This is a genomic window from Methanolobus vulcani (genome assembly GCF_006546655.1).
Classification (GTDB): domain Archaea; phylum Halobacteriota; class Methanosarcinia; order Methanosarcinales; family Methanosarcinaceae; genus Methanolobus; species Methanolobus vulcani_A.
The window spans coordinates 304,185-329,281 of sequence record NZ_VIAQ01000012.1; the positions used below are offsets into that span (position 1 = coordinate 304,185).

Below are 25,097 nucleotides of genomic sequence, written 5' to 3' on the forward strand. Positions count from 1 at the left end.
AGTATGTACTCTCTTATTGATGACGAAATTATAGAGAATGCAAGAAACGGTAAAATATCAAGGGAAGAAGCTCTTTCACTGATGGATATTGACCCTTTTGCACTCTTTTCTTTTGCTAATGAATTGCGTAAGGATGTTGTTGGCGACAGGGTAACCTATGTTGTGAACCGTAACATATACCTTACCAATATGTGTGCCGGAAGCTGTGCTTTTTGTGCATTTAAGACAAAAAAAGGATACATACTTTCAACGGAAGATGTACTCAAAGAAGTTGAGAAAGCACATTTAGCAGGAGCTACTGAAGTTTGTGTACAGGGAGGATATATCCCACAACTCAACATGGATTACTATGCTGAGCTTTTTGATGCCATAAGATCGAACTACCCTGCAATGAACATGCATGCACTTTCACCCATGGAAGTGCATTATGCAGCAGGCATGGATAACATGACACTTGAAGAAGCATGCACAATTATCAAAGATTGTGGAGTCCTTACACTAACAGGCACATCTGCAGAGATACTTGTTGACCGCGTAAGGAAAATCATCTGCCCGGACAAGATCACAAGGCAACAGTGGATAGACACTGTTGAAGCATCTCATAACGTTGGCCTGAGGACAAATTCTACGATAATGTACGGACATGTAGAAACCGTTGAAGAAAGACTGGAACACATATTCACCATACGGGAAATACAGCAGCGTACAGGCGGTATTACAGAACTTATACCTATGCCTTTCATGCCGTATAATAACAAAGTAGGTGAAGAGATGATGCAATCCGGAAAGTTCATGACCACTGGTATCGAGGATCTGCGCCTGCAGGCAATTGCAAGGATAATATTGAACGGGCATGTTGACAATATACAGGCTGCATGGGTTAAACTTGGAAAAAAACTGGCGCAGACAGCACTTTACTGTGGTGCAAATGATCTTGGAGGTACACTAATGGAAGATAAGATCACCACGGCATCAGGAGGAACAAACGGAGAATTTACCCCTGCTGAAGAAATGGAGTGGATGATTCGCCAGACCGGACGTGTGCCTGTCCAAAGAAATGCATTGTATGAGGAAATACGATGAAAGCATTGATACCTTATAAAAAGAAGAACGCAAAATCAAGGCTTTCACCTGCGCTTACTTTAGAAGAGCGCGAGGAATTTGTAGAACTCATGCTAAGAGATGTCATTTCAAGTCTTAAGGAGGCTGGCATCGAGGAAATCGATATATTGACAACACCTGACAATGGCGTTCCTAAAGATTTAGATGTCAATATTGTTCTCAGCGAACATGATCTGAATGAAGCCATTAATGGGTATTTGGAACAGGAAAATGAGCCAATATTAATCATAATGGCAGACCTTCCGCTGGTCAGGGCAAAACACGTAGAAGACATTGTTTCAATAACAGAGGATGTTGTAATCGTTCCTGGAAAGGGCGGAGGAACAAACGTCATATTCATAAAAGACCCTTCTAGTTACCAGGTCAAATATTATGGTTCAAGTTTCCTTAACCATTGTAATATCGCAAAAGAGAGAGGATGTTCAGTTTTCATTTATGATTCATTTATGCTGAGCACTGACATTGATGAACCGCATGACCTCGTAGAAATAATGCTTCATGGACATGGGAACTCACTTGAATATATTAATGAAAGGTTTGATATGAAAACGGGCAAGGCCAGAGCAAAGATAAATGCTACAGGCAATGCATAAACACTTATATTCCTTTTACTATAAGGGATTCCCTGATTACTGATTCAAATACAAGAATTAGAAAGATATATTTCCTTTTAAACTATTAGTGACAAATTATACAAATTTATAGGTGATAATGGTGACCATTAACGTAAATAAATTCAAATGCGGTTACTGTGGAGCATGTGTTAGTGTATGCCCGGCTGGTGCACTTGAATTGGTCGAAACCTGGATAGAAGTAAATGAATTGTGTACTTCTTGCGGCATCTGTGCTAAAATATGCCCTGTCGGAGCTATTGAGGTGAAAAAGTGAAAAACGAATATGATGTTGTGGTCATAGGTGCCGGCCCAGCAGGATCAATCACTGCAAAAACAGCAGCTGAGAAAGGGCTCAGTGTTCTATTAATAGAGAAGAGACAGGAGATAGGAGATCCTGTAAGGTGTGCTGAAGGAGTCAGCAAAGTATGGCTCAGAAAGCACATCGAGCCAGACCACCGCTGGATATGTGCAGATGTAAAAGGCTCACGCATCTTCGCCCCTGACGGGACAATGATTGAAATGTCGGAAGAAATCGCCGGTGCAGAAGTCGGATACGTTCTTGAACGTAAGATCTTTGACAGGGCTCTTGCATACGAAGCCGCAAAAACCGGTGCAGAAGTAATAGTAAAAACCAGAGCCACGGACCTTATTATTGAAAATAATTTTGTAAAGGGCGTTAAAGTATCCCATCTTGGCCAGTCTTACGATATCAAAGCAAAGATAGTAATTGGTGCTGATGGAGTAGAATCAAAGGTCGGCAGATGGGCAGGAATTAATACTGCCATTAAACCCGTAGATATTGAAACCTGCGCTCAGTACCTTATGAGCAATACAGGCATTGACCAGAACTATTGCTATTTCTACCTTGGTAATGAGATTGCTCCTGCAGGTTATGTCTGGATTTTCCCTAAAGGAAACGACATGGCCAATGTTGGAATCGGAATCCTTGGAAATAAATCAGGCAACGGAAAACATGCAATTGACTACTTGAACGATTTTGTGAACGATAAATACCCGGATGCAAAAATACTGGAGGTAGATGTTGGCGGTGTTCCTGTAAGTGGCAGCATTGAGAAAACTGTTGCTAACGGATTAATGCTGGTAGGAGATGCAGCCAGGCAATCAGACCCAATCACTGGTGGCGGAATTATAAATGCAATGGAAGCTGGAAAAATTGCTGGCGAGGTTGCATATAATGCAATATCCAGAAATAATGTCTCAGCAGACTCTCTTAATGAGTACGAGGAAAAATGGAGAGAAACCATTGGTCGTGAGATTGATAACAGTCTGATAGTCAAGGATACATTTACAAAATTCAGCGACAAAGAACTTAACTCACTTGGACACTCACTCAAAGGAGTAAATTTCTCAAGTATGAGCCTTCTTGATTTGCTTTATGCACTTTTCAAGGCAAATAAGAAACTCCTATGGGAGTTAAGAGTTCTTTTCAAAACTGTAGTCAAGTACGAACTTGACTTTGAAAAATAATAAAGTGATATATTATCACTTTATCTAATTTCTTTTCATCTTAATTTAATACTTTTTTGTTATTATCTTTTCCAGAATTCTGGAGTAAGCATCACTATCACAGTGAAAACTTCAAGTCTGCCAACCCACATATTGCCGATTAGCAATATTTTACCAACAAAAGGAACAACATCGAAGTTAGCCATTGGTCCCACAAGATTGAATCCCGGACCGATGTTACCCAATGTTGCAATTGATGCAGTGATGGAACTTACAATATCCATTCCCATCAACGAAAGAAGACCGGTAGACACTGCAAATATCATAAAATAGATAACTACAAAAGAAACAATTGCCTGCATAACATCATCAGGAACTGTTTTTTTGTTGAATTTTATAGGCTGGACTGCACGGGGATGAATTGACTTAAAAAGAGCACGCTGACTGTATTTAAGAAGAAGAAGGAATCTCACTACTTTAATACCACCTGATGTTGAACCGGCACAACCACCTATGAACATTACCGCAAGCAATACAATCTTTGCAGAATCAGTCCAAAAATTGAAATCCACCGTTGCAAACCCGGTAGTAGTCATAATAGAAACTACCTGGAAAACTGCATACCTGAACGATGTTAATACCGTCTCACCCATATCTTTCCAGAGACTGAATGTTAGTATTGAAGTTGCAATGAGCGTAACTCCAGCATAGAACTTGAATTCATCATCTTTTACAAGGCTGTTCCGGTCAGTGTACAAAGTGCGGTAGTGTAGAGCAAAGTTAGCTCCGGAAATGAACATGAACAGTGTAATAATACCTTCAATAAGAGGACTATTGAATGCAGCGACACTCAGACCGTAAGGGGAAAAACCACCACAAGCCATTGTCGTAAACGTATGAGTCAATGCATCATAAAAGGACATCCCTGCGAGCAGCAGAGCAATAACTTCCAGCAAAGAAATAGAAAAATATACAAGCCAGAGAATCTTAGCTGTTTCCCTGATTCTTGGTTTGATCTTATCCTCTGTCGGACCAGGAGCTTCTGCCCTGAACAACTGCCTTCCCGCAACACCAAGTTTTGGAAGAATGGCAATGAAAAGCATGATAATACCCATACCACCCAGCCATTGTGTAAGGCTGCGCCAGAAAAGTATACTTCTGGAATGAGCTTCAATATTAAGAAGAACTGTTGCTCCGGTTGTTGTAAAACCGGACATGGATTCAAAAATAGCGTTGATTGGACTTATGCCATCAAGCATGAAGGGAATAGCACCGAATATAGCGGCTGAAAGCCACCCCAATGCAACAATGGCAAAACCTTCCCTGGTGTTCCATTCTTCCGATGATTTATATCGTGCCGAAAGCAGGATACCCGTAAGGCCAGTAATTACTACTGCTATCAGAAAAGGATAGATGGAATCACCATAATAGATTGCTACCAGCAAAGGCAGGATCATTATAGCACCCAGGAACCTGAGAAGACCACCTAAAACATTCAATATGACTTCGTACTTCAAGAATACACCCCGTCATGAACTACTTGAACAGTTTTTCAACTTCAGCATTTGCAGACTGGAGACTGAATACAACTACACGATCCCCTTCCTGAATTACGTATTCACCACGGGGAACAACTGTGTTTCCCTTATGAACAACCATACTGATAATGGCACCTGCCGGGAATTTTACATTTTTCAGAGGTTTGCCCACTATCTTAGACTTTCTGGATGTTGTATACTCTACGATCTCGGCTTTTTCACCCTCAATTGTAGTAATAGATTCTATTCCCTGTCCAAAAGTCAGTTTCAGTACTTCCCTGACTGTTGCCTGCCTTGGACTTACAGCACTGTCCACACCTACCATCTCAAATAGCGGGACATAATCAGAACGGTCGGCCCTGGCAATCACCTTTTTCACACCGAGCTGTTTGGCAAGCAAGGAACACAAAAGATTTTTCTCATCGCTATTAGTCACAGAAATAACAACATCCATCTCTGAAATACTTTCTTCCTTCAAGAGATTGATATCTGTTCCGTCTCCATTAAGAACGAGTGCATCGGGAAGTTCTTCTGCAATGGCAAGTGACCTTTCTTTATTAGATTCAATGATCTTAAGATCGAATTCATTATTTGTCACCATCTTTGCAAGATAGAAACCAACTATGCCGCCACCAATTATCAGTATTTTACTTCTTTTGCCCACTTTTTCTCCGAAGAGATCACGAACCTCTTTCATGGCAGCAGGTTTACCGATGACCACTATATGATCGTTTTTTTCTATTACATCCTCACCATGTGGAATAATAACCTCTGAATCCCTGAAAAGCGCACTGACTATGCAGCAATTTGCAAGATGAAGGTCTTGCATCTGTTTACCAACAATTTTATGATCATTTGGAACCACAAATTCCATCATCTCAACTTTACCCTCGGCGAAAAGTTCTGCATCGATAGCGGAAGGAATAGCAAGGATCTCTGCAACTTCAGATGCAAGAGATAGTTCAGGACAGATCATGAGGTCTATACCAATCATAGGCCTTTTAGCTACAGGCTTGTCGATATAATCAGGATTGCTCACTCTTGCAACTGTTTTTAATTTCATCTTGTCGTGTACAGTAAGTTTAGAGGCCATACATGCAACAATGTTCACCTCATCAGAACCAGTGACAGCAACCAGAAGACCTGCATTTTCAAGAACTTCATGAAGAATAGAAACATTGGCACCATTGCCATGTATAACATGGACATCAAGTTCATCTACACGGGCGCATGCTTCCTCATTCTGGTCAACTACCACGACATCGTTTGTCTGGTAAAGAGCCTTAGCGATGTGATAACCAACCTCACCAGCTCCAATAATTACGATCTTCATAATAATACCTTCAAAAGGTTATAAATAAGACATTTGTTGATACGGGAAACAAAACCGCATAATATTCTTATTGCTTATTATATCTTACCCACACAAACTGGTGAAGCAATATAAATAGGTGTCCTAAAAAAGAGATAAAAAATTGAAATATGAAAGAAAAATAAGAAGGGACTATGCCCCTGCTTCAAAAGCATCTTTTACTTTCTCAAAGATACCTTTTCCACCTTTAGTAGCCTTCACATCAGGTCCACCATCAAGATCCTGAAGCTTTTTGAAGAGTTCCTTCTGCTCATTTGAAAGCTTGGTAGGCGTCTTAACAATAATCTTCACAAGCTGGTCACCGTGAGAGTGTCCGTGAAGATGAGGCATACCTTTGCCCTTCAGGCGCAATATGGAATGAGTCTGTGTACCTGGCTTGATGTTCATTTTCACTTTACCGTGAAGTGTCGGGACCATTACATCCCCACCGAGCGCGGCTTTTGCAAAGGATATTGGCTGCTCATAGACAATATCATCTCCCATACGCTGGAACCTGTCATGAGGTTCCACATGGATGACAACATAGAGATCACCTGATGGTGCACCAGGACTGCCTTCCTCGCCTTCGCCCCTTACCTTCAGACGAAGTCCGTTATCAGCACCCTTTGGAATTTTCACAGAGATCTTGCGAACCTTCTTCATCTTGCCAGTACCTTTACAGGCAGGACAAGGATCATCAATGATCTCTCCACGTCCATGACATGCATTACAGGTACTTGTTGACATGAATGTACCAAAAGGCGTCTTACGTGCCTGGGTCATCTGACCGGATCCGTGACATGTAGGACAGGTCTTCGGACTTGTGCCAGCCTTGGCACCGGTTCCATTACAGGATTCACAATTTTCTGCACGGGGAACATTAATAGTAGTGTCCACACCTTCAGCAGCCTGTTCAAGAGTAATTCCAAGATCATAGCGCAGGTCAGAGCCCCTCATTGGACCCTGTCTTCTCTGGCCACCGCCAAAGCCACCGAAACCTCCAAAACCACCGAAGCCGCCCCCGCCAAATATGCCTCCAAGTATATCACCAAGATCTGCAAAGTCCCCGAAATCAGCATTTCTGAAAATATCTTCCTGACTGTAACGGCCATCTATACCTGCATGACCAAACCTATCATACTGTTCCCTCTTCTCTGAATCGGAAAGTACAGCATAGGCTTCTGATATTTCCTTGAACTTCTCTTCAGCGCCTTCTTCCTTATTCTTGTCTGGATGATATTGCATGGCAAGCTTTCGGTAAGACTTCTTTATCTCGGATTCTGTGGCATCCTTGGATATACCTAATATTTCGTAATAATCGCGTTGGGTAGACATGGATGATTCCTGTTATATCTGTGATGTTATAAAGATTAATTTTATTTTAAAATTAAGGGTAGTAAGATACTTTCAGATTAAAGTATCTTACCCGACATTATCCATGTTTTGATTACTTATCATCATCAACTACTTCGTAGTCTGCATCCACAATGGTATCATCATCAGCGTCAGAAGAACCTTCAGTGTCTTCTGCGGCAGATGCTGCAGCTGCAGCTTCTTCCTGTGCCTTCTGATACATTGCAGCGGATACATCATAGACAGCAGTCTGGAGTTCCTCGGTCTTGGCCTTGATGTCCTCAATGTCATCAGACTCAAGAGCGGTCTTAAGATCAGCTATTGCAGCTTCGATCTTTGACTTCTGCTCATCGGTTGCAATCTCATCAGCTTCCTTAAGAGTCTTCTCTGCAGCGTTAACAAGAGATTCTGCTGTGTTCTTGACCTCAACTTCGTCCTTGCGCTTCTTATCCTCTTCAGCATGCATCTCGGCATCCTTGACCATCTGATCGATCTCCTCATCTGTAAGACCGCCTGGCTTCTGGATTGATATGGACTGTTCCTTACCGGTTCCCTTGTCCTTTGCAGTTACATGGAGGATACCATTTGCATCAATATCGAATGTAACCTCAATCTGTGGAAGTCCTCTTGGTGCTGGTGGAATACCATCAAGTGTGAACCTACCCAGTGACTTGTTACCAGATGCTACGCCTCTCTCACCCTGAAGTACATGGATCTCTACAGATGGCTGGTTGTCAGCTGCTGTTGAGAATACCTGACTCTTCTTGGTAGGGATAGTTGTGTTCCTGTCGATAAGAGGTGTTGAAACTCCTCCAAGGGTCTCGATACCAAGTGTAAGTGGCGTGACATCAAGCAGAAGTACATCGTGAACTTCTCCGCCAAGTACACCAGCCTGGATAGCTGCACCGACTGCTACTGCCTCGTCAGGATTTATGTTCTTGTATGGGTCCTTTCCTGCTGCCTTCTTTACAAGCTCAGTTACTGCAGGCATCCTTGTGGAACCTCCTACAAGAAGTACCCTGTCAATATCAGATGAGGATACCTTTGCATCCTTCATTGCCTGGTTGACAGCTACGAGTGTCTTGTCAAGCAGGTCAGAGGTCATCTTCTCGAACTGTGCCCTTGTAAGGTCAATATCAATGTGCTTTGGCTGACCGTTTGCATCTGCAGTGATGAATGGAAGGTTGACGTTGGTGGATGTTACACCTGAAAGCTCAATCTTTGCCTTTTCTGCTGCATCCTTCAGACGCTGGAGTGCTGCTTTGTCCTTGGAAAGGTCAATGCCTTCTGCCTTCTTGAATTCCTCTACAAGGTAATCAACAATCCTCTGATCGAAGTCATCTCCACCAAGGTGAGTATCTCCTGCAGTTGAAAGAACCTCGAATACTCCTCCACCAAGTTCAAGGATTGAGACATCGAAAGTACCTCCTCCAAGATCGTAAATGAGTATTTTGTGATCTTCCTCGTCCTTATCAAGACCGTATGCAAGTGATGCTGCAGTTGGTTCGTTGATAATCCTTAATACTTCAAGACCTGCAATTGTACCTGCATCCTTTGTTGCCTGCCTCTGAGAGTCATTGAAGTATGCTGGAACAGTAATTACTGCCTGTGTGATTGTCTCACCAAGATAAGATTCCGCATCTTCCTTCAGCTTGCGCAGGATCATTGCAGAGACTTCCTGTGGTGAATACTCCTTGTCATTAAGGGTTACCTTGTAGTCACCCTCACCAATGTGCCTCTTAATAGAGCTTACACTGTTTTCGGAGTTGGTGATCAGCTGCCTTTTAGCAACCTGACCTACCAGTTTCTCACCTTTCTTAGAGAAACCTACGACTGAAGGGGTTGTTCTTCCACCTTCTGCGTTAGGGACAATAGTAGGTTCTCCACCTTCGATTACAGCCATACAGGAGTTTGTAGTTCCCAGGTCAATTCCCAATATCTTTCCCATATTATTACCTCATTTATATGAATGAATTATAGTTTAATTGTAAATTATTGATTTTATTTATGTTGAAGATATCCATTCAGGATAAATTCTCTGAAATCTTCGCGTTTACTTATCTTCAGGTTTCTTTGAAACAGTTACCATTGCAGGTCTTATGACCTTGGTGTGCAGGCAGTATCCCGGCTTGCAGACATCTACCACAGTGTTTTCCTCGTGGTCAGGATGTTCCACATGCATCATTGCTTCATGGAGATAGGGATCAAATTCAGCACCTTCACACTGTATTTTTTCAAGACCTTCTTTCTCCAGTATCCCGGTAAACTGTTTAAAGACCATCTCTACACCAGTGATGACAGATGAAATGTCGTCTGTCTGCTTTGCAGATTCTAATGCACGCTCGAAATTATCATAGACTTCAAGGAGTTCAATTATAATCTGCTCAACTGCAAACTTGCGATATTCTTCTTTCTCCCTGATGCTTCTTTTGCGGAAATTATCAAATTCCGCGGTAAGTCGCAGGAGTTTGTCTCGAAGCTGTGCAGCCTCATCTTCAGCAGATGTTTCTTCGACTTTGCCTTCATCAACTGTTTTTGAATCTAAATCTTCACAATTCTCTGGTTCATCAGCCATTCTCAATATCTCCGCATATTCTGTGCGCGGTATGTGTAATCGAACTAGTGATTGTTTGAAGTTCTATAAATACTTTTCGTACAGTCTGTTTGTTTTGGCGAAATGAAGTACACAAAAAAGAAAATAAAGCCATATTTCGGGCAGATACATTTAACACTATACTACTTAAAAAGCATTACTGAACTTATGCTGCAAAACACGAATCAATAGCATACTTGCAATCATACAAACAGCAAGAGCTGAAACTACCTGATCAAATCCAATCTCAGAAACACCACCACCAATAGCAAATCTGATACCACTGAAAAATGCGGTTGCAGAGAAAGTAGCCACCAGACTTATGATTGCTCCGCCTGCAAGTGAACCCATATAATCCGCTCCCCTTGATTCAAAAAACACCGAGCCTGCTATAAAGATCACTGCAAAGATAAGAAGCATTACATACATTGGAACCGGAGTGCTGCCTTCACGAGCCATACTCATAAGCCCAAAAGCTATGCCAATCATGAAAACTGCCATTGTGGTTGACACAATCAGTGCCTGTACAAATGGATTTTCCGTATTTACATCCATATTCATCCCAATCCTTTATCGGTAATCATAGTATATAGTCATTTTTAATATAAACTAAGTGATACATGAATTCTGCAATGCTAAACTAATGTGGCTGGTTGAAATTACTAAAAATCAAAGACAGAAATGAAATTGATATTCAGAAAAAACAATACTATGTAACAAGAAGAGTAAACCATTGAGTCCAAAATGTACCATAAAACACAATGGTTCTTTACTCCTCTACTCACTTGCTTCCGATATGGGTTTATTTTCTTTGTGAAAGTGGTATCTTATCGGGAAAGATACTACTTTTAGTACCTCCCACCATTAACCGGCTTAACCCGGCTCCAACCCGACATACCTTAAATTGGGATAAAATCCCAACTACACTTTTAACGATATTGGTAGTAGTATATAACACAAATCCAGATAAATTTACAATTTGACATTAAATTTTAACGTCATTAAAATTTCAAATGCAATGATAACAGAAAGAGGATAATTAGTTTGTAATGACCTGAATATATAGTACGGCATTAATAGCAAAGGATATATCAAATAAATGCAGTTGCATCCAGCATGAAAATACTGCTTGCTGAATACGCTATGGGAATTGGCCTGGGTGGAACATTATTACTGGAAGGCAAAGCCATGATAAACACGCTTGCTGAGAGTTTTACACGCCTCGGACATGACGTGACCTACCTTACCGCGGAAAGCAAGGTAAAATATGGAAATGCCATAATATCTGACGAGAACACATTTGAAAATATACTTGAGAGAGTTTCAAAAGAAGCTGATGCGGCTCTTGTCATAGGCCCTGACGAACTGCTGGGTGACCTCACAGAAATAATAGAAAAGAACACTATGAATCTGGGATGCTCCTCTAAATCAGTAAGGCTATGTGCGGATAAACTGACATGCACAAAAGTGCTTGAATCAAATTCAATTGCCGTTCCTGGAATAATGAATATGGACTCCGTGGAGAAACATGTCATTAAACCCCGATTCGGATGTGCTTCCGAAGGTGTCAGGCTCAAAGAAATTGATAAAATAAATGAGCAGGCAGATGAATATATTGCAACCGAATATATTGAGGGCGAGCACCTCAGTGTAAGCATGATATGTGGTCATAAATCTCTTCCTTTAAGTCTGAACAGGCAATTGATAGATATAAAGAAGGAGAATGGTGAAACCATATTTGACTATAAAGGAAATCAGGTCCCCTACAGAGCAGAATTTCAAGGAGAAGTATTCACCACTGCAAAAAAAACAGTTGAAACCCTGGGATGCAATGGGTATGTGGGAATAGATATAGTATATGGAGATAAACCATACGTAATAGATGTGAACCCAAGACCCACCACCGCTATATTCGGACTTGTCAGAACTCTTGGGTGCGAAATCGGAGATTTAATACTTATGAATATGCATGGAGAACTTCCGGAGTCAGTTGAACTTAGAGGGGAATGTTCTTTCACCAAAGATGACATTGAGGACATCATATGAATATAATAGGGATCGATATTGGTGGCGCTAATACTAAGATAGCTTCCGCCGACGGAGAGATCATTGAATTACATTACATCCCGCTGTGGAAAGATACAACTCTGCCGGAAGCGCTGGAAGACATTGCTGCAGAACTTAAACCTGACATGGTCAGTGTGGTTATGACAGGGGAACTGGCAGATTGTTTTGAGGATAAACTCCAGGGCATTCAGTTCATAATGAAGTGTGTTGATGAAGCTTTTAATTACAAGACCAGGTATATAGACAGCAACGGGCACTTCTACGATGAATCTTCCTGTCTGCGTGAGCTTGCGGCAGCTAATTGGGCTGCATCCACAAGGCTGATAGGATCTGAGATAGGAGATTGTATTTTCGTTGATGTAGGAAGTACAACCAGTGACATAATACCCATCAAAGATGGAAAACATGTTGCAGGACTTACTGATTTTTCAAGGCTTGTCCGAAGTGAGCTTTTCTACGCAGGTACCCTCAGGACAAATCTTGCTTACTTACTGGACAAGGTGCAGGTAGCAGATGGTGACTGCAACATTTCCTCTGAACTTTTTGCAAACACTGCTGATGCATACCTGTTGCTTGGAGATATCACTGAAGAATTGTACACCTGTGAAACCGCGGACGGAGCAGGAAAGAGCAAGACCGATGCCATGAGAAGACTTGCAAGGGTTGTCTGTGCAGACCTGACAGAGATATCACCTGATGAGGTATATAATATTGCAGCACAGTTAAAGGAAAAGCAGATAAGTCTTCTTTGTGAAACGATATCTGTTGTTGCTGAGAAGAATGGACTCAACAGGATAGTTTCTGCAGGACTTGGAGAATTTATGATAAGAGAAGCAGCAAAGAGACTTGGATTTGAATGTATCTCTGTTGCTGAAAAATGGGGAAATGATATCTCAAAAGTCTTCCCTGCATATGCTGCTGCGAGGATATTAGAAAACGAACTTTCACAGCCTGGAAAAGAATAAGAACCCGGAAAAGGTACATTTAATAAATATATGAATTACAGGTAAGTATGATATTGCAGAGGTCATACTTGTCTGAAAGCACATTGGAAACAGACTGTTATGAGAACGGTTATGAAACTCGGAGGAAGTTTGATGAAACATTCGGCTTCTATTATTACTGCCCTTGAGAAACATTTTGGAACTTGTGAACAGGGAGATGAACATTCTATTTTAATTGTTCCTGGTGGTGGTGTGTTTGCTAACTCAGTCAGAGATATCAGTCAAAAATACTCCATAGGAGATGATGCAGCTCACTGGATGGCAATTCTTTCAATGGAACAATATGCATACTTCCTGGTTGATAAAACGAGAATCAACTCCGTGGAAAATATATATGAATTCCCAGAAGGTGTTTCTGTGCTTATGCCCTATAAAATGTTGAGGGAAACTGACAGGCTCCCACATTCCTGGGATATTACTTCTGATACTATTGGAGCATGGATAGCAAAAGAGACAGGATCACGATTTGTTAAAGTAACTGATGTTGATGGTGTGATTGCGGATGATATCATTCAGGAATGGATGACTGCTCTTGAGCTTTCCAGGATGGGAGTTACATGTATTGATAGTTCATTAGCAGGATATTTAATGGAGAATCAGATGGACTGTGTCGTGGTCAATGGAATGTATCCGGAAAGAGTCATTGATGCTGTTATCGGAAAAAATGTCATTGGCACTCACATCAAGGGGAATATTTAAATTATATACTGCGTATGTACTGAAATCACTGACATGCTGATTTTCAGTATCATATTTATCATATATTACTCATAGTAAGGAGATTTTTAAATGGCAAATAAAGTTGATAATTGTACCACATGCAACAAGAGCCTTGTGGAAACAGGTTACGTACGTTTCCCATGCCCCGTTTGTGGTAATGAGCTTGGAAGATGTACAAGCTGCAGGCAGCAGAGCAACCCATATGAATGCCCTAAATGTGGCTTTAAAGGAGCATAAGGTGAGCTAAATGGGTGAAGTTGCAGCAACAATGAAGATCATGCCAACAGGCGTGGATGTAGACCTCGAGAAACTTAAGGACGATGTTATCGCAGCACTTCCTGAAGGTGCAGAATACGGTACTCATGAAATAGAGCCTATTGCATTCGGACTTAAGGCAATCGTCATGGTCGTCATTGTAGGTGACGGTGAAGGCGGTACAGAAGGTGTAGAAGAAGCCTTTGCAGCAGTCGAAGGCGTCGAGAGTGTTACAGTAACAGATGTCGGAAGACCTGTCTAAACCTCTCAACCACTCTTTTTTTTATTAATTTTTTAACTTTGTAACTTTATTGGGCTCGTAGATCAGGGGGAGATCGTCACGTTCGCAACGTGAAGGCCGCGGGTTCAAATCCCGCCGGGTCCACTAAAATATTTGTAATCGACATATTATTCTTTATCAAGTAGTTTAATATGACCTGTATAAAAAGATTGATCGGGCTTGAGATAATCACTGTACATTTACTTTCGCCTTCACATTTTGCTTTGAGACAGTTTTTCACCATACTCACAAATGAACACTGATAAAAATCAGTGTTCAGAGGTGAATTACAATGCATTTGGTAAATACAATTTACTAATACTTAATGATTGCTAAATAAATTCACGCTGTTTACATGTAAAAATAATAAATTAACGATGTGAACATGAGAGAGTAGTGTGAAAAGTGATGGATTATTGATAATCATAAATCTTTTAACATTACATCAAAATAGGAAAATATAAATATGATTCTCCCTGTTTGAAGCTGAGGCATGTGGAAACTCACTATTTATACCACTCCCACACATCAACCCCCACTCCCAAAACTACATGTCTCAAACTATTTTCAATTATTTTAAACTATTTCGTTTTTGGTTATATTCCTACAGAACTGATGTTTTGTCAGAAACACTGTAAAAAATAAGTTTAATTCCAAGTTATACTACGTATAATTGATTTAAGTAAGATACGGACCCGGGTCATCATAAAACACCAGTTATCATGCCGGTGTTTCTCTCTTATATTCCTTATTATTTTTAAGGAATTATGTTTCTACATCACATATATATCATTAATACAGAGAATTATGTGTATTCCTAATTAGCCCGGAACATCGTACCACCTGACACCGATTGCAATTGTCGGTGTCAATACTCTTTGTTTATTCGATTCCTCCGGCATCGGCAATCATTGTCGATGCATTCCCTGTTTATACTGTCAATTATACCTTTTTCTGAACAGATTCTAATATCTCCCTTGCCTTCTCACTCTGCACCACCACTCTCAATACCTCAGACAATGCTGATTCGTACTTTCCAATTTCATTCTGTGCTTTGTGATCCAGAACCAAAGAACATTGTGAACAGAACCTACCATCAGGTCTTTTTTGAAATGTAAACCCGCCGAATCCATGAGCAAATATCATTTAGACCTCTAAAATGTAATGTACACATCACAGTTACAGTACGCATTTTTTTAAAAGTTGACTTGGCAAATCATGCAGAACACAGAAACACACCCAGCAAACACAGTTAAAATTAACCCGTAGACATTATAAATCTAATATATCATCATAATAACCATCATAGTATATCGAACTATACATATATTTAAATATAATAAAAATAGCAGCTATAATTATACGCCAATCAAAAACAGACAATCTGGTGCAATCCAAAAACCAGTTTCAAAACAAAAATAGGGGTAGTATAATGACAAAAACAAAAAATATATTGCTGCTAACTGCCGTATTTGTCGTTTTTACATTTGCATTTTCAGGCATAACTTACGCCGATGAGAATAACTCGACAAGAATTCTTTATGCAGGCCAGGCCATAAACGTTGGTACTGTTACCATTTCAAATGATACAACTCATCTCTACGTCACATATGAAACCACAGGAAATTGGACAATTCTGGAAACACACCTGGGAGTAGCAAATTATTCGAACAGTCTGCCAATTAACAATGGTGGAAATATAGCCCCCGGACAATTTGAATACAAAAACGATAGTATCCCTGCCGGAACTAGTACCTATGAATATGTAATTCCACTTGAAACATATCTGCCTGCTGAAAATAATACACTGTACATTGTGGCTCATGCGGTTGTTTCAGATGGAAATTCTGAAGAAGGAGCCTGGGCAAACGGAACAAAGATCAATGAAAATAGCTGGGCAACCTATTTCACCTATATTACATCAAAAACAGATGATGAAAATGATGTAGATGAAGAAGACCCAGAAGATTTGAACATTAGCATCAATAAGACTGCTGAGTTCAATGACGTGAATAATGACGGAGCTCAGCAAGGAGAGAATATAACATACTACTTTGTAGTAGAGAACACAGGAAACGTTAACCTGACAAATGTGAATGTAACTGATCAAATGTTCACACCCAGTGAAATTGAAGCACCAAACGGATTCACTGGAATACTTCTGCCCGGAGAGAACGTAACATACTCGATCAACTATACCCTAACCCAGACGGACATAGAAGCAGGATGGGTAAATAATACAGCAACAACTGCCGGAATCAGTCCGAAGGGTACAATTGTCACTGATACAGATACCATGGACTTTGAGATACCAGTAGAAGAAGATGGTGGCATTACTGAGGAAGAAGACCCTGAAGATTTGAAGATTAACATCAATAAGACTGCAGAGTTCAACGACGGGAATAATGACGCATATGCTCAGGAAGGAGAGAATATAACATACTACTTTGCAGTAGAGAACACAGGAAACATTAACCTGACAAATGTGAATGTAACTGATCAAATGTTCACGCCCAGTGAAATTGAAGCACCAAACGGATTCACTGGAATACTTCTGCCCGGAGAGAACGTAACATACACGATCAACTACACTCTGACCCAGACAGACATAGAAGCAGGATGGGTAAATAATACAGCAACAACTGCCGGAATCAGTCCAATGGGTACAATTGTCACCAATACAGATACCGTGAACTTTGAGATACCTGTGAAAGAAGATACTGGAACTGAAACTACCCAGGAGAAAGACAAAGATAGCAGTAAATCAGGTGGATTTGGTGGTTCATCTGGCTCTGCAAGTTACAGTAAAGAAGTAACAACAACAGAAGATGACAACAACAGATTCTTCAGTGCATCTGATATTGCAGAAGAGAATGAAACTGTAATGTCAATACCTGACTCCATACCAGAACTGATACAGCAGGAACCTGTCACATCAGAACACACTGTACTTAGAAGCATACTCTGGTACATTATCTGGTTGCTCCTGAGTGCTATTTGTGTAATGTCCGGATATGGACTGACACAACCATAAAAAATTAGATCAAAAATAATCCCTCTTTTCTAAGGGAAAGACGGGATACATCCTTTTTTATTTAGTACCATAAATTCTCCCCGTTTTCAATATTTACCCCCCAATAATAGTATTCGGCACTTAAAGCATAGATATTTATATCTACCCAGCCTTTTCTCAAATTGACAGTTAACTTACTTGCGGGTTAAGAAAGGGATAATTTCATCTGGCTACTTCTTTTAAGTTAATCGTTAACAAGAGAGCGTCGTATAGATTGCGGGAGAGAGGTTCCCGTCTCAATGATAACTGCTAGAGAATCACAACAGAATACCCGCGTGGTATTATACAATCATTTGTATCCAGTAGTTGTGACTATGTTCAGCTGCAACAATTGTAGACTTGATAAGAATCAAAATTGAACGAATCGTGCGAATAATCCTAACCCATAGATAACTGATCAAATAAACAACAAAGGAAAATAAATATGAGAGACGACAGAAGCAGTGGTTTTAGAGGCGGTTCAAGAGACGGAAACAGAGATGGCGGATTTAGAAGAGGTCCAGGCGGCGGAGGAAACCGTGGTGGCAATGGTGGCGGCAGAGGAGGAAACTTCAGACAGAACAGCGGCCCAAGAGAGATGCACAAGGCAACCTGCTCAGACTGTGGACAGGAGACAGAAGTACCATTCAAGCCAGCAGAAGACAGACCAGTTTACTGCAGGGAATGCTTCCAGAAGCACAGACCAAAGAGATACTAAAACTTTTATCAAATATCAGAACAAGGGCAGAGCATTTACTCTGCCTTATATCTGAAATCTAAATCTATCTTTTTTCAGATTTACAATCTACAGTTTTACTTTCATGCGGATAAATGCAAAGCATGGAGTTCATCCATTACTATAATGACGAAACTGGAAAGCAGAAATAGGAGATTACTGCAAGTAAACTTCAGGAACTTGATATCCCGAATTACAAAAAAACAGGAAAAGAATAAATTGGATTTATTCTGATGTTTTATCTTGCTTTTCTAACTCCGGTTCAAGTGCAGAATAAATACTGCTGACACCGTCCATGACCTTGAAACCTTTTCCTGTTATCATATAGTCACCTCTTTCATGCCTCTGGAGAATCATACCTTTGTCAACAAGTTTCTGCAAATGAAAGAGAAGATTACCACCTCTAAGACCTGTCAGTTTTGAAAGGGCAGTGAAGCTTTTAGTTTCAGCAGATATCGCTTTGAGTATCTCAAATCGTTTTTGATGACAGAGTGGTTCCAGTATATCATCAACCACCTCTTCAGGAGGAAGCCGGCTGAGATCCTGGCGCTTGTCCTTATTGGTCTCATAGATTCTCATGGAATGCATGAGTGTTACCTGTCGTGAGAGAATATCAGATGCTTCGGCAAAGCAGATATCACATTTGTCGTAAGGCACCTTTGTACGGAGCTGTTTCAATTCAAGACGATTTTCCTCAATTGAAGCCTCGTGTACATTACCATCCCTGATAAGACCTGCATTCTTTTCCAGGACATTGGAAATCAAACCTTTGCAATCATTTCGCATCTTACACTTTTTCACCATATTTTTTTCAAGATCCTTGTCAGCATCTTCCATCAAATGACGAACAATTACTCCAGAGAAATCACTCTTCACATTATTTACCAGCATATCGAGATGCTGATGGTTTGATGAATCCATGAAAGAACGTATGTCACCCTGAATATCACAAAGCATGCGCTTGATATCTGAAATATCTGAGTTGAAGTCATTTTCTTGAATCATGGAATATGGTTATTTCTGATGACATAAATAGGTTTGTGTATAGTAGAATAAAGTCATTTAAGTATACTACACTATACAAAGTATAGTACAGTGCAGATTAAGTATATATTATAAACTGTAGTATTAGATATTGCTGAAACATACTCCGGAGTTAAGCATCAGCAACTAACCAAAAAACCAACCTGAAAAAAGAAACAATAAACAATGGAGATAGTAAAAATGAGCGTAAGAGATGACATACACAGCCAGATCATCGGTGGACTTGCAGATGCAACATTCCCTATAGAGACACCTGAAAAATTACTTGCATCATTCCCTGCAGGAGCAGACACAACCTGCAAATCAGGAGATGTATCAGTAACAGCAGGTGAAGCAGGAGGACTTCTCACAGCAGACGATTTCCCATTCAAGAGCGCAACAGAAGTTGCAGATGTAATCGTTGAGAGGGCTGGACTTTAAGCCCTTCCAACATTTATAATTTCCCTTTCCATGAAACTATACATAAATCTATTCCTCCTTCATACACAATCTTTTTTAAATCCTGCAACCACTGTTAATGAGTAATATTTTTAGAATTGCCATTGACAGTGAAAGTTGTGATAAAATAATGGATTTGACATTGTTTACCGACATAGGAATTATTTTTGGATTATCAATAGTCATATTACTTCTTTTTAATAAAATAAAACTGCCTTCAGTACTTGGATTTCTTGTAACAGGAATGCTTGCAGGCCCCCACTGGCTTGGAATTATCAGCAGCATGAATGAAGTAGAAGCCCTTGCAGAAATAGGGATAATCCTCCTCCTATTCACAATTGGAGTAGAAATGTCAATCAAGGAACTCTGGGAAATCAGAAGACCTGTACTTCTTGGAGGGACTTTACAGATAGGAACAACCATACTGCTTGTCTACTATATCGATATCTACCTTGGACTTAGTTCAGGAACTGCACTATTTATCGGATTTCTCATTTCCCTCAGCAGTACCGCCATAGTACTGAAATTGCTTCAGGAAAAAGCAGAGATTGATACACCACATGGTAAAACATCTCTTGGCATCCTCATATTCCAGGATGTTATGATCGTCCCCATGATACTGATAACCCCTATTATTGCAGGGGCAGCTACAGAATCCAGCGACACATTTGGAATGTTCCTGCTAAAAGCAATCGGGATAATATTACTCGTCCTTGCAAGTGCCAGATGGATCATCCCATCACTGCTTTACCAGATAGCAAAGACAAGAAACAGGGAACTTTTCCTCCTGAGTATTGTCTTTATTTGTCTTGCAACTGCATGGCTTACATCCAGCATTGGACTTTCACTTGCCCTTGGAGCTTTTATGGCAGGTCTTATCATTTCAGAATCCGAATACAGTCATCAGGCCATGAGTAACATTATGCCCTTCAGAGATATCTTTATGAGTTTTTTCTTTGTGTCTATTGGAATGCTTCTGGATATCAGCTTCTTTACAGATAATGTTGCATACCTTCTTTTACTGGCAATTGCGGTAGTTATAATTAAGACAGCCACAGCAGGTATTGCAGCTCTACTACTTGGATATCCCCTTCGAACAATTATTATTGCCGGACTTTCACTTGCACAGGTTGGAGAATTCTCATTTGTCCTCTCAACATTCGGACTGGAATATTCCCTTCTTGACCAGAATATGTACCAGATATTTCTGGCAGTATCTATTATCACAATGGCTGCGACTCCTTTTATCACGGAATCATCTTACGGGATATCAGACAGAGCCTCAAAAGTTGTACCTTTCCAGAGACTCATTAATGGGTTCTATACAACCTCTATTACATCAAAAAGCAGTGATGAAAAACTAGAAGATCATCTGATAATAATCGGTTATGGATTCAATGGTAAAACTTTATCGCATGCCGCAAGGAATGCAGGCATACCATATGTGATAATTGAAACAAATCCTGAAACCGTGCGCCATGAAAAGAAAAAGGGCGAAAAAATCATCTATGGTGATGCAAGCCATGAAGCAGTACTTGAATCTGCAAATATAGATTCTGCAAGGATTCTGGTCGTTGGAATTTCCGATTTTGTTGCGACAAGAAAAATTATTGACATGGCAAAAAGCCTGAATCCTGAAACTTACATAATTGCAAGAACACGTTATGTCAGCGAGATGAATAGACTCAGTGAGCTTGGCGCTGATGAAATAATTCCAGAGGAATATGAAACATCTGTAGAGATATTTGTCAGGCTGCTTAAAAAGTACCTGGTTCCTGAGGAAGATATCGATAAATTCACAAGAGAAGTACGTGCCAATGGATACAGCATGCTCAGAAAATCATACTCAAAGGATCAAGAAAAACACTTTGATCTAAAAGATGAGCTGCCTGGAATGGAAGTTAGCACTTTTAAAGTTGGAGAAAGCTGTCTTGCCAACGGAAAGACCCTCAGTGAACTTGGAATAAGGAATAAACATAAGGCAACTATCCTGGCAATTCAAAGGGAAAATGAGACTATTACAAACCCTGACGGGCATATTTCACTGTATTCAGGAGATATTTGTATCATTTTTGGAAAACCAGAGGACCTGCATAAGATCAGAGAATTATTCAAGGGACCCTCATGCAGCATATGAAGATATGAACTGTATCGGATGGAGTATGTAGTAAAAAGATAGCCGATGCCTGGATATATTCTTACATTCTATAATTCGATACAAATTTAAAAACAAGAATTGTAACATTTAATCATGATTATATTCATATAAAAGAGTATTGGAACATAACTATATTTTCTAATTCAAGAAACTAAGAGATCTACAAAATATAAAATGTGCACTGATGAACAGAAAAAAACAATAGATTATGGAGATTACATGCGTTTACCTTATATGGGAGAAAACAAGAGCACTTATTGAGGAAGAATACCTCACAGAAATCTTAAAACGGAATACCAAATCTGTAAATGGAGATATTAAAATGGAATGGAAGCTGTCCAGAAAGACGCAACAGCGTTTCAGACATTTCAGAGTCTGGAAAGATTTTGAACAACTTGATGTAAAGCCAGAGAATTTCAAATGTGCAGCATCAAAAAAATCAGCATGCGCTGCGGGGCTTTTAAGACCTTCCATTAGTACGATGTACTGATAAAACTAAACAGAAAATAATTTCTTACCTGCTGAAGGGTAAGAAAGATATTCATTTTTACTCTTTTGAATGCAAAATAATAAATTAACATAAGCTGTAAGCTTATGTCATGTTCACAAAACATAGCGAATCAGATTACAAAGAAGTGCTTCCCGGAATTATGATGAAAACGATTGTTTACGGGGAAAAAACTTTGATGACTGAATTTTTACTGCAAAAAGAAAGTCATTTACCATCACACGAGCATTTTCATGAACAAACAGGATACATGATTTCTGGAAAAATGTTACTTACTATCGGTGATGAAACATATGAAGTAACTGCTGGTGATTCATGGAACATCCCTTCCAATATCCCACATGAAGCACAGGTTATTGAAGATTCTGTTGCAGTTGAAGTATTTTCACCTTGCCGGAAAGAATATCTGGATTAATAGATTTAAACTCAAAACTTCAAATTAGTTGTAACTTTATATTGATTTACATTCTATTTGATTAACTATTATATCTATATTACACCTGAAATACAAGTAACTCTTATATATAAAAGACTCCCACATAAGAATCCGATGTATGATAAATACCATACATGGACTGAATTAAAAGCACTATTTTGAATTAAAGGTGAAATAATGAAAGACACATGGGAGAAAGTATTTGAATATGCATCATCCCCACTTCACGGGACAATGTCAAGAAAACTCAGGGAAGGAGTAAACATTCAGGTAAATGAAGGTAAAGTTTACTCTAAAGTGGTTCTTTTCCTCGGGGAGCAATTTATACGCATTACAGAGGAGGAAAACGGTCAGAAAATCAATACCTACTATGACTGGGAAAAAATCGAATCTGTAAGAACATATAGTAAAGGGGAGTAAGCACCCATTGCATACGATCCCGAATAATGGATAATGGCATTATCCATTATTTTTTGGAAATTTTCTGCTTACAATTTCCATTTATAAAATCTTCATGAAATGGATATGAATCACATCTCATACCTGGTGACTACTCCATGAAGTTTCTCAGAAGGAAGCTTATAGAACTGGACAAAAGAAGGAGATAATTTCTTAATCAGGGCAAATATTCTCCAGATTATATTGTCCGTAATAATCTCTTCTTCACCATAGAATATAGTGCGTTCATCTATTCCTTCGGTTTTGAGCATCGCAACCAGGTCGATAACTTCCATATACCCCATTTTGATCTCAAATACACGCAGACCTTTGGCAATCTCTTCTCTAAACTTTGTGTTTACACCAAACGGCTCTTCGCTCAAAGAAATTGAAATTACAACATTGTCTTCATAAATAATCCCATTATCAAACATCGTATGCGTAATATACGGAGGAACAAAAGACATATCCCGTGCAAAGAAAAGAGCTGTTCCTTTTATTTTAGATGCCCTCATGTAAGCCTGATTATACTTTTTGAGATAATCAGCAAATGGCATTGGCCTTAGCAATCTGTATAGTCTTTTCTGCCCGGTGGTGTAGATCAATATAAGACAAAGAAGAGCAGTTGCTATAGTAATTGACCAGTAACCACCATGTGGGATCTTGTACATATTAGCCAGCAAGTACACAAAATCAACAATTGTTACAAGGAACGCAAGTACTGACCTGAACATCTGTTTTCTGATATAAAAGATCAGAGTCATCATGATTCCGGTTATCACCATACTTCCGGTTACTGTCAGCCCGTATGCTGCAGCTAATTTATGAGATTCCTTGAACTCATACATTACAAACAGCACAGAAACCAGAAGTAACCAGTTAACAACGCTTATGTAAATCTGGGATTTCATCTCTTCAGATGTGTAATCTATCTTCAGAAGAGGTGCTATTCTTGTGCTTATTCCCTGGTAAACTATTGAGAACATACCGCTTATCATAGCCTGCGAAGCTATTATAGTAGCAAATATACTCATAATCAAGAATGGAATGTATATAACAGGTTCCTGCTGATAGATCATTTCAAACAAAACATTGGTCGAGTCAGGATTGCGAAGCATGAAAGCTCCCTGTCCCAGATAATTGAGAACCAGCGCTACAAATACTATTCTCCATGCTTTTATGATTGGTTCTTTACCCAGATGCCCCATGTCAGCATATAGCGCCTCGCCACCCGTTGCACAAAGAATTACTTCAGACAATACAAAGAAACCTGTCCATCCATTAGTTAAAACAAATTCAACTGCATAATAAGGATTTATGGCTTTTATCACTTCAGGAGTAGAGAAAATAGAAATAACACCAGAAAAAGCAAGTGTAGCAAACCATATAACCATTAATGGCCCAAAGACCCATGTTATCTTTTCAGTACCTTTCCTTTGAATAGAAAAAAGACCTATTGCAATAATCCCGGCAATCAAAATCAATGTGTTCTGTGTAATAGATTCAAGGCCAGGAATCACACGCAACCCTTCCACAGCGCTTAGAATACTGATTGCTGGAGTGATAACGCCATCTCCCAAAAGGAAAGATATACCCACATAAGATAAGAATGTAATAACACTTACCTGTCTGCCGGATTTGAGCAGCGGAACTAGAATCTCTTTTAATACTATAGTGCCGCCTTCGCCTTTTTTACCAAGGCTCATTGCCAGCCATGAATATTCTATAGTCACAAGTATGATAAGGGTCCAGAAAATAAGGGAGAGAACACCAAGTACGTGTTCCTCTGTCAGCTTTGTAATGATAAATATAACCGATAGAGTGTATATCGGACTCGTACCAATATCTCCAAAAACAAGACCCATGGAATTAATTATTCCTCTGATATCTATTTTTTTGATCATAGGAAGACTTCCTGAAACA

The 25,097-nt window shown here is 39.8% G+C and carries 25 protein-coding genes and 1 tRNA gene; 17 read left to right on the plus strand and 9 right to left on the minus strand.

Going from position 1 to position 25,097, the window contains the following annotated elements; all coding sequences use genetic code 11:
* The first annotated feature begins 3 nt into the window (after positions 1-3).
* From cofH to FKV42_RS06490, 4 genes are all read left to right on the plus strand, one after another.
* Positions 4-1,083 carry a 5-amino-6-(D-ribitylamino)uracil--L-tyrosine 4-hydroxyphenyl transferase CofH gene (gene cofH, locus FKV42_RS06475; RefSeq protein ID WP_154809410.1) on the plus strand — a complete coding sequence of 360 codons (1,080 nt, stop codon included), beginning with the start codon at positions 4-6 and terminating at the stop codon, positions 1,081-1,083.
* Positions 1,080-1,715 (plus strand): 2-phospho-L-lactate guanylyltransferase, encoded by a 636-nt coding sequence (cofC, locus tag FKV42_RS06480; RefSeq protein ID WP_154809411.1) that lies wholly within the window; start codon positions 1,080-1,082, stop codon positions 1,713-1,715. Before cofH ends, cofC begins: the two co-directional genes overlap by 4 nt.
* Positions 1,716-1,833: 118 nt before the next feature.
* On the plus strand, positions 1,834-2,010 hold the full coding sequence (locus FKV42_RS06485) for a 4Fe-4S binding protein (protein WP_023844399.1): 177 nt from the start codon (positions 1,834-1,836) through the stop codon (positions 2,008-2,010).
* Positions 2,007-3,224, plus strand: a complete 1,218-nt coding sequence (locus FKV42_RS06490) for an NAD(P)/FAD-dependent oxidoreductase (RefSeq protein ID WP_154809412.1) — start codon at positions 2,007-2,009, stop codon at positions 3,222-3,224. The genes FKV42_RS06485 and FKV42_RS06490 overlap by 4 nt, the downstream gene beginning before the upstream one ends.
* A gap of 62 nt (positions 3,225-3,286) precedes the next feature.
* On the opposite strand, the gene FKV42_RS06495 is transcribed toward FKV42_RS06490, so the two are convergent.
* From FKV42_RS06495 to FKV42_RS06520, 6 genes are all read right to left on the minus strand, one after another.
* Entirely contained in the window at positions 3,287-4,720 is a 1,434-nt protein-coding gene (locus FKV42_RS06495; protein WP_154809413.1) for a TrkH family potassium uptake protein, read from the minus strand.
* A 19-nt stretch (positions 4,721-4,739) separates the two neighbouring features.
* A complete protein-coding gene (gene trkA, locus FKV42_RS06500) occupies positions 4,740-6,074 on the minus strand; it encodes a Trk system potassium transporter TrkA (protein ID WP_154809414.1) in 1,335 nt (444 codons plus the stop codon).
* Positions 6,075-6,245: 171 nt separating this feature from the next.
* Positions 6,246-7,427, minus strand: a complete 1,182-nt coding sequence (gene dnaJ / locus FKV42_RS06505) for a molecular chaperone DnaJ (protein ID WP_154809415.1) — start codon at positions 7,425-7,427, stop codon at positions 6,246-6,248.
* 112 nt (positions 7,428-7,539) lie between these two features.
* The gene (dnaK, locus tag FKV42_RS06510) at positions 7,540-9,393 is read right to left on the minus strand and encodes a molecular chaperone DnaK (RefSeq protein ID WP_154809416.1); all 1,854 of its coding nucleotides are present in this window, start codon (positions 9,391-9,393) and stop codon (positions 7,540-7,542) included.
* A 105-nt stretch (positions 9,394-9,498) separates the two neighbouring features.
* Positions 9,499-10,020, minus strand: a complete 522-nt coding sequence (gene grpE / locus FKV42_RS06515) for a nucleotide exchange factor GrpE (RefSeq protein ID WP_154809417.1) — start codon at positions 10,018-10,020, stop codon at positions 9,499-9,501.
* A 165-nt stretch (positions 10,021-10,185) separates the two neighbouring features.
* Entirely contained in the window at positions 10,186-10,599 is a 414-nt protein-coding gene (locus tag FKV42_RS06520) for a heat-shock protein (protein WP_154809418.1), read from the minus strand.
* Between the two features lie 555 nt (positions 10,600-11,154).
* On the opposite strand from FKV42_RS06520, the gene FKV42_RS06525 reads away from it, so the two are divergent.
* The 6 genes from FKV42_RS06525 to FKV42_RS06550 all read left to right on the plus strand — a co-directional run bounded on the left by FKV42_RS06525 (position 11,155) and on the right by FKV42_RS06550 (position 14,469).
* A complete protein-coding gene (locus tag FKV42_RS06525; protein WP_196214070.1) occupies positions 11,155-12,084 on the plus strand; it encodes an ATP-grasp domain-containing protein in 930 nt (309 codons plus the stop codon).
* The gene (locus FKV42_RS06530; RefSeq protein WP_154809419.1) at positions 12,081-13,070 is read left to right on the plus strand and encodes a hydantoinase/oxoprolinase family protein; all 990 of its coding nucleotides are present in this window, start codon (positions 12,081-12,083) and stop codon (positions 13,068-13,070) included. The genes FKV42_RS06525 and FKV42_RS06530 overlap by 4 nt, the downstream gene beginning before the upstream one ends.
* A 111-nt stretch (positions 13,071-13,181) precedes the next feature.
* On the plus strand, positions 13,182-13,808 hold the full coding sequence (locus tag FKV42_RS06535; protein ID WP_328287514.1) for an amino acid kinase: 627 nt from the start codon (positions 13,182-13,184) through the stop codon (positions 13,806-13,808).
* Between the two features lie 90 nt (positions 13,809-13,898).
* A complete protein-coding gene (locus tag FKV42_RS06540; RefSeq protein ID WP_154809421.1) occupies positions 13,899-14,066 on the plus strand; it encodes a zinc finger domain-containing protein in 168 nt (55 codons plus the stop codon).
* A 10-nt stretch (positions 14,067-14,076) separates the two neighbouring features.
* Positions 14,077-14,346 carry an elongation factor 1-beta gene (locus FKV42_RS06545; RefSeq protein ID WP_154809422.1) on the plus strand — a complete coding sequence of 90 codons (270 nt, stop codon included), beginning with the start codon at positions 14,077-14,079 and terminating at the stop codon, positions 14,344-14,346.
* A 51-nt stretch (positions 14,347-14,397) separates the two neighbouring features.
* Positions 14,398-14,469, plus strand: a tRNA-Ala gene (locus tag FKV42_RS06550).
* Positions 14,470-15,306: 837 nt separating this feature from the next.
* Here the strand turns inward: FKV42_RS06550 and FKV42_RS06555 are convergent.
* The gene (locus FKV42_RS06555; RefSeq protein WP_154809423.1) at positions 15,307-15,510 is read right to left on the minus strand and encodes a hypothetical protein; all 204 of its coding nucleotides are present in this window, start codon (positions 15,508-15,510) and stop codon (positions 15,307-15,309) included.
* A gap of 286 nt (positions 15,511-15,796) precedes the next feature.
* On the opposite strand from FKV42_RS06555, the gene FKV42_RS06560 reads away from it, so the two are divergent.
* Together FKV42_RS06560 and FKV42_RS06565 are read left to right on the plus strand one after the other, a co-directional pair.
* Positions 15,797-17,398, plus strand: coding sequence for a DUF7507 domain-containing protein (locus tag FKV42_RS06560; protein WP_154809424.1), 1,602 nt, complete (start codon positions 15,797-15,799; stop codon positions 17,396-17,398).
* A gap of 463 nt (positions 17,399-17,861) precedes the next feature.
* Positions 17,862-18,134: a CxxC-x17-CxxC domain-containing protein gene (locus FKV42_RS06565; protein ID WP_154809425.1), complete on the plus strand. Its 273-nt coding sequence runs from the start codon at positions 17,862-17,864 to the stop codon at positions 18,132-18,134.
* A gap of 243 nt (positions 18,135-18,377) precedes the next feature.
* Here FKV42_RS06565 and FKV42_RS06570 read toward each other — a convergent pair whose 3' ends face one another.
* Positions 18,378-19,157: a winged helix-turn-helix domain-containing protein gene (locus tag FKV42_RS06570; protein ID WP_154809426.1), complete on the minus strand. Its 780-nt coding sequence runs from the start codon at positions 19,155-19,157 to the stop codon at positions 18,378-18,380.
* Between the two features lie 219 nt (positions 19,158-19,376).
* Between FKV42_RS06570 and FKV42_RS06575 the strand changes: the two genes are divergently transcribed.
* From FKV42_RS06575 to FKV42_RS06595, 5 genes are all read left to right on the plus strand, one after another.
* Complete coding sequence (locus FKV42_RS06575) at positions 19,377-19,616, plus strand: MTH865 family protein (RefSeq protein ID WP_154809427.1); 240 nt, start codon at positions 19,377-19,379, stop codon at positions 19,614-19,616.
* A gap of 148 nt (positions 19,617-19,764) precedes the next feature.
* Positions 19,765-21,771, plus strand: coding sequence for a monovalent cation:proton antiporter family protein (locus FKV42_RS06580; RefSeq protein ID WP_154809428.1), 2,007 nt, complete (start codon positions 19,765-19,767; stop codon positions 21,769-21,771).
* A 343-nt stretch (positions 21,772-22,114) separates the two neighbouring features.
* Positions 22,115-22,282: a hypothetical protein gene (locus FKV42_RS06585; RefSeq protein WP_154809429.1), complete on the plus strand. Its 168-nt coding sequence runs from the start codon at positions 22,115-22,117 to the stop codon at positions 22,280-22,282.
* Positions 22,283-22,391: 109 nt separating this feature from the next.
* The gene (locus tag FKV42_RS06590) at positions 22,392-22,715 is read left to right on the plus strand and encodes a cupin domain-containing protein (protein WP_154809430.1); all 324 of its coding nucleotides are present in this window, start codon (positions 22,392-22,394) and stop codon (positions 22,713-22,715) included.
* Between the two features lie 198 nt (positions 22,716-22,913).
* Positions 22,914-23,156, plus strand: coding sequence for a hypothetical protein (locus tag FKV42_RS06595; protein WP_154809431.1), 243 nt, complete (start codon positions 22,914-22,916; stop codon positions 23,154-23,156).
* A 110-nt stretch (positions 23,157-23,266) separates the two neighbouring features.
* On the opposite strand, the gene FKV42_RS06600 is transcribed toward FKV42_RS06595, so the two are convergent.
* A complete protein-coding gene (locus FKV42_RS06600; protein WP_154809432.1) occupies positions 23,267-25,078 on the minus strand; it encodes a KUP/HAK/KT family potassium transporter in 1,812 nt (603 codons plus the stop codon).
* Between the last annotated feature and the right edge of the window lie 19 nt (positions 25,079-25,097).